Annotated in this window: 8 protein-coding genes; 3 read left to right on the plus strand and 5 right to left on the minus strand. The window is 74.2% G+C overall.

The genetic code is table 11. The features are described 5' to 3' along the window. Positions 1 to 30: 30 nt before the first annotated feature. The 5 genes from FNQ90_RS13070 to rpmG all read right to left on the minus strand — a co-directional run bounded on the left by FNQ90_RS13070 (position 31) and on the right by rpmG (position 2,696). A complete protein-coding gene (locus FNQ90_RS13070; RefSeq protein ID WP_182606539.1) occupies positions 31 to 264 on the minus strand; it encodes a DUF397 domain-containing protein in 234 nt (77 codons plus the stop codon). Between the two features lie 400 nt (positions 265 to 664). Continuing rightward, positions 665 to 904, minus strand: coding sequence for a 30S ribosomal protein S18 (rpsR, locus tag FNQ90_RS13075; protein ID WP_143621596.1), 240 nt, complete (start codon positions 902 to 904; stop codon positions 665 to 667). Between the two features lie 79 nt (positions 905 to 983). Further along, positions 984 to 2,192 (minus strand): GTP-binding protein, encoded by a 1,209-nt coding sequence (locus FNQ90_RS13080; protein WP_182606540.1) that lies wholly within the window; start codon positions 2,190 to 2,192, stop codon positions 984 to 986. Beyond that, positions 2,192 to 2,497: a type B 50S ribosomal protein L31 gene (locus FNQ90_RS13085; RefSeq protein ID WP_143621590.1), complete on the minus strand. Its 306-nt coding sequence runs from the start codon at positions 2,495 to 2,497 to the stop codon at positions 2,192 to 2,194. Before FNQ90_RS13085 ends, FNQ90_RS13080 begins: the two co-directional genes overlap by 1 nt. 10 nt (positions 2,498 to 2,507) lie before the next feature. Beyond that, on the minus strand, positions 2,508 to 2,696 hold the full coding sequence (gene rpmG, locus FNQ90_RS13090; RefSeq protein WP_143621587.1) for a 50S ribosomal protein L33: 189 nt from the start codon (positions 2,694 to 2,696) through the stop codon (positions 2,508 to 2,510). A gap of 153 nt (positions 2,697 to 2,849) precedes the next feature. Here rpmG and rpmB point away from each other — a divergent pair, with 153 nt between their 5' ends. From rpmB to FNQ90_RS13105, 3 genes are all read left to right on the plus strand, one after another. Further along, the gene (gene rpmB / locus FNQ90_RS27355) at positions 2,850 to 3,086 is read left to right on the plus strand and encodes a 50S ribosomal protein L28 (RefSeq protein WP_143621583.1); all 237 of its coding nucleotides are present in this window, start codon (positions 2,850 to 2,852) and stop codon (positions 3,084 to 3,086) included. Positions 3,087 to 3,096: 10 nt separating this feature from the next. Further along, the gene (gene rpsN / locus FNQ90_RS13100) at positions 3,097 to 3,402 is read left to right on the plus strand and encodes a 30S ribosomal protein S14 (protein ID WP_143621581.1); all 306 of its coding nucleotides are present in this window, start codon (positions 3,097 to 3,099) and stop codon (positions 3,400 to 3,402) included. Positions 3,403 to 3,674: 272 nt separating this feature from the next. After that, positions 3,675 to 4,673 (plus strand): DUF3048 domain-containing protein, encoded by a 999-nt coding sequence (locus FNQ90_RS13105; protein ID WP_323379928.1) that lies wholly within the window; start codon positions 3,675 to 3,677, stop codon positions 4,671 to 4,673. The last annotated feature ends 4 nt before the right edge of the window (positions 4,674 to 4,677 follow it).

The raw sequence follows: 4,677 nt of genomic DNA on the forward strand, positions 1-4,677 counted from the left end.
GGTTCGGCTCGGCGGCGGTCCCTGGGAACGTCAGGAGACGAGGTGGTCGAACTCCCCGTCCTTCACGCCTCTCAGCAGGGCATCGACCTCGGCCCGGGTGTAGACGATCGCCGGCCCCTCGGGGAACCGGGAGTTACGCAGCGCGACGTCTCCGCTCGGCAGGAGGGCGAACTCGGCGCAGTTGCCCTGGCCGTTGCTGTAGCTGCTCTTGATCCAGGCCACGTCCCGCAGGTGTGCGGTGGCCTCGTGGTGCGCCTCGGTCACAGGCTTCTCCCCGGTCGTTACGAGAGCTGTACCCGAGCCCCGAACGGGTGTGGGACTCAACTCGCGGGGATCATAACCCCGTTCATATGCATATGCACGGACGGATGCACGTGCACACCCCTGGGTCGTCGCCTCGTCACCCCCGGTGGGAGCGGTGGGGAGCATTCCGTTCCCTCCGGCCCCCCGCCCGGCGGGAGGGGAGGACCACCACCCGAACCCCGTGGTCGGGCGGCCGTCACGCCTCCGGCGGATCTTACCCAGAGTGATGTTTCCGGGATTCCCGGGGCCCCGGGACACGCCGGGGAGACCGACCGGACGGCATGACCGGACTGCGCGATCGGCCGGAAACGCCCCCGCCCCCGGTCCGGAAACCGGGGGCGGGGGCGGGACGCGGTCGGTCTCACCGGCCGGCGGCGTAGGGCAGCAGCGCCATCTCCCGGGCGTTCTTGATCGCCTTGGCCATCAACCGCTGCTGGCGGACGGTCAGGCGGGTGACCCGGCGGCTGCGGATCTTGCCCCGGTCGGAGATGAACTTCCGGAGCAGGTCGGTGTCCTTGTAGTCGATGTACTCGATGCCGGCCGCGATGAGCGGGTTGGGTCGGGCGCGGAGCGGCTTGCGCTCACGGGGGTTACGGGGCACGGGAATCTCCGGGTCGGTGGGGCGGCCACGGGCTCGCCCCTGCATGGGGATGGATCACGGACGGGTGGCGGGGCACGGCTCAGGGCACGGCCGGGTCCAGCAGCTCGTCGAAGGCGGAGTCCAGACGTCGCCACGCCTCCGGGCCGGCGGCGTACTCGCCGTCCGTCAACAGGCAGGAGTCGAGCAGCTCGGTCACGCCGTCGACGTCCAGCTCCGGGGAGACGAACGCCAGCAGCTGTCCGCGGTCCCCAACCTCCGGATCCCAGTCCAGGGCCGCGGCGGCCAGGCGCTCGGCCGGCACCATGTCGCGGGCCGCGTCGGGGAGGGCCGCCAACCAGGGGCCGAGGTTGTCCACGCACAACGCCCCGCCGGCGGCGTCCCAGGACAGCAGGGTGTCGGGACGGTTGGCCAGCCAGAAGCGTCCCCGGCTGCGGGCGGCGGCGCAGGCCAGGTCCTCCAACGCCTCGTGCAGCCGGGCGGGGTGGAAGGGGCGCCGGGCCCGCCACACGTGCGTGGTCACACCGTGCGCGTCGGCCTCCTGCGGCAGCAGCGCGCAGGCGGGGTGCTGCCGGGCGGCCGCGGCGGCGGGATCGAAGCCGGCGGTGAGTGCGGCGACGAGCCCCGGGTCGGTGACGGGGATCCGGCGGGCGGTGGGGTGCAGCTGGGTGAGCAGCTCCAGATCGGCCGGGTCGGGGCCGGTGAGGACATCCGTGCCTGCGGCGTCCGCGCCCCCGGCGGCGTCCGTGCCCGGGGTCGACTCCTCCGAGCCGTCGGCCAGTACCAGCACGGGCGGGTATTCCAGCTGCCGGGCGAAGGTGTCGGCGACCACCCGCTGGTCACCCGGGGCGGCGGCGAGGCCGGCCTCGGCGAGGTCGTCCCCGTTGCCCATGCAGGGCAGGACGAGGGCGGGGTCCACCGCGCAGGTCACCCCGACCAGCTCGAAACGACCATGGCCGTGCGCCGCCACCACCTCGGCCATCGAGCGCGGTTCGACCGAGTCCCACAGCTCCACGACGGCCAGCCGGCACAACCCGCCGTCGGCGAGGCGTTCCAGCTCGGGCACCAGGTCCTCGCGCAGCGCGCAGCAGGCGCAGTCGTTGACCAGCGGGGTCTCCCCGCTGTCGGTGAGGCCGGTGCCGTCGGCCAGGGTGCGGCGCACGGTGCCGCCCGGGGCGGCGGAGAGGTCGTGGTGGAGCGCGACCGCTCCGGGGACCTCCCGCAGCAGGCGGCGCACGACGGCACGACGGGCGTCCCGGTGGAGACCGGCGACGATGACGACGGGCAGCATCAGCGGCTCCCGTCGGCCCCGTCGCGGGTGCCGCCGGCCCGGCCCGACCGGGCGGAGCCGTAGCGCCGCTCGAAGCGCTCGACCCGGCCGGCGGTGTCCAGCACCCGGGCGGTGCCGGTGTAGAAGGGGTGGCTCGCCGAGGAGGTCTCGACGTCGATGACGGGGTAGGTGTTGCCGTCCTCCCACTCGATGGTCTTTCCGCCGTTCGCCGTGCCGGCGAGGGTGGAGCGGGTGAGGAAGGCGTGGCCCGCGGCCCGGTCACGGAAGACGACGGGCCCGTAGGCGGGGTGGATACCGGGCTTCACGGCGGTTCTCCTAGCGCTCTTCTCGGTAGAGGACGTGGCGGCGGGCCACGGGGTCGTACTTGCGCAGCACGAGCCGGTCGGGGTCGTTCCGCCGGTTCTTGCGGGTGACGTAGGTGTGGCCGGTGCCGGCCGTGGACCGGAGCTTGATCACCGGCCGGATGGTGGAGCGGGACGAGCCGCTGGGGTTTCCGGACGCCATGTGGAGTACTATACAGAAACGGGAATCATTTTCATTATGTTCCCCTCCGCCCCTCCCGTGACACCGGTCACGCCCGGACGCGCGGGAGGGGACCACCCGACCGCATCCCGTCGGGCGGGCCGCACCCGCCCGGACCCCCAGGAGGAAGTCCACGTGTCCGCCCACTGCCAGCTGACCGGCCGCGAGCCGGGCTTCGGCAACACCATCTCCCACTCCCACCGGCGCACATCCCGGCGCTTCAACCCAAACATCCAGCGCAAGCGCTACTGGCTGCCCTCCGAGGGCCGGCACGTGCGGCTGCGGCTGAGCACCAAGGGCATCCGCACGGTGGACACCATCGGCATCGAGGCGGCCGTCGCCCGCATCCGCGCGCGCGGCGAGAAGGTCTGAGGGGGACGACGTGGCGAAGAAGAGCAAGGTCGCGAAGAACGAGCGGCGCAAGGTGATCGTCGCCCGGTACGCCGAGCGGCGGGCCGAGCTGAAGGAGATCATCCGCCGCCCCGACACCGACCCCGAGGCGCGCGAGGCCGCCCAGAGCGAGCTGCGGCGCCAGCCGCGGGACGCGAGCCCGGTGCGGGTGCGCAACCGCGACTCGGTGGACGGCCGACCGCGCGGGCACTTCCGTGCCTTCGGGCTCTCCCGGGTGAACCTGCGCTCGCAGGCGCACGCCGGGTACCTGCCGGGGGTGCGCAAGTCCAGCTGGTGAGCACCGGCCGGCACCCGGGCGATCCCGGCGAACGGGTGCCCCGGTGAGCGGGTGACCCCGCCGAACCCGCTGGACCGGTGGGCGTCCGCCCACCCGGGGTCCGACTCCGGACCCCTCCCGATCGCGGCGGGACGGTGCCCTTCCTCCGCCCTCCTCCGGCGCCGTCCCGTCGCACCCGGGTCCCCCGTTCGGCCCCGGGAACCGCTCGTCCGACGGCCGGGGGATCGTCTCCGGGCGCCGGACGTGGTGCACTACCGGACGGGGGTGATCCCGTGATCGGACCATCACACGGCGGGCATCGGACGACCCGCCCCATCCGGAGCCGGCACCCGCGCCGGCGGTTCGCCGCCCTGGCGCTCTGTCTGCCGCTCCTCCTGCTCCCCGCCTGCGGGCTGGAGACGAACGGCGAACCCGGCGTCTCCCCCTTCACCGGCATGGAGGGCCCGGACGGGCCCGTGCTCGCCGTGAAGGTGGACAACGTGGCCCCGGCCCGCCCGCACACCGGGCTGGAGGGCGCGGCCATCGTGTACGTGGAGGAGGTCGAGGCGGGCCTGACCCGCCTGATCGCCGTGTACTCGGGCACGCTGCCCGACCTGGTGGGGCCGGTGCGCAGCGTCCGGGAATCCGACCTGGAACTGTTGGCCCAGTTCGACCGGCCCGCCCTGGGATTCTCCGGCGCGCGCTCGGCCCTGCTGCCGGTGGTGCGGGACGCCCCGCCGGTCGCGGTGGCCCCGGAGGACGCGCCGGAGGCGTTCGAGCGCGACCTGGACCGGATCGCGCCGCACAACCTGTACCTGGACCCGGAGGCGGTGTTGGAGGCGGCCGGGGACGTCTCCGGCTCCCGGGACATCGGGTTCCGCTTCGGCGACCCGCCACCGGGCGGGGAGGCGACCGACGGGTACACGGTGTCCTTCCCCTCCGCCACGGTGGGTTTCCGCTGGTCGCAGGCGGAAGAACGGTGGGAGGTGTCCTTCGACGGCGAGCCGGCGCGCAGCACGGCCGGCGGCACCCTGGGCGCGGCCACCGCCGTGGTGCAGTACGTCACCGTGCGCCCCTCGGAGTACGCGGACCGCGGCGGCTACGTGACCCCGTACACCGAGACCGTCGGCGAGGGCCCCGCCGTGGTGCTGCGCGACGGGCGGGCTTACACCGGGGAGTGGAGCCGCCCGTCGGCGGGCGACGGCACCCGCTTCACCGACGCCGGCGGCGACCCGATCACCTTCGCGCCGGGGCCGGTCTGGGTGGTGCTGGCGCCGACCGGGGAGGGGTGAGTCG

It is taken from the genome of Streptomyces alkaliphilus (genome assembly GCF_014141535.1).
GTDB classification, from domain to species: domain Bacteria; phylum Actinomycetota; class Actinomycetes; order Streptomycetales; family Streptomycetaceae; genus Streptomyces; species Streptomyces alkaliphilus.

What these genes read in the sequence shown, in the direction of transcription:
- FNQ90_RS13080 (WP_182606540.1), bottom strand. Translation starts at nt 2,192, where the DNA reads ATGCTGCCCGTCGTCATCGTCGCCGGTCTCCACCGGGACGCCCGTCGT.
- rpmG (WP_143621587.1), bottom strand. Translation starts at nt 2,696, where the DNA reads ATGGCGTCCGGAAACCCCAGCGGCTCGTCCCGCTCCACCATCCGGCCG.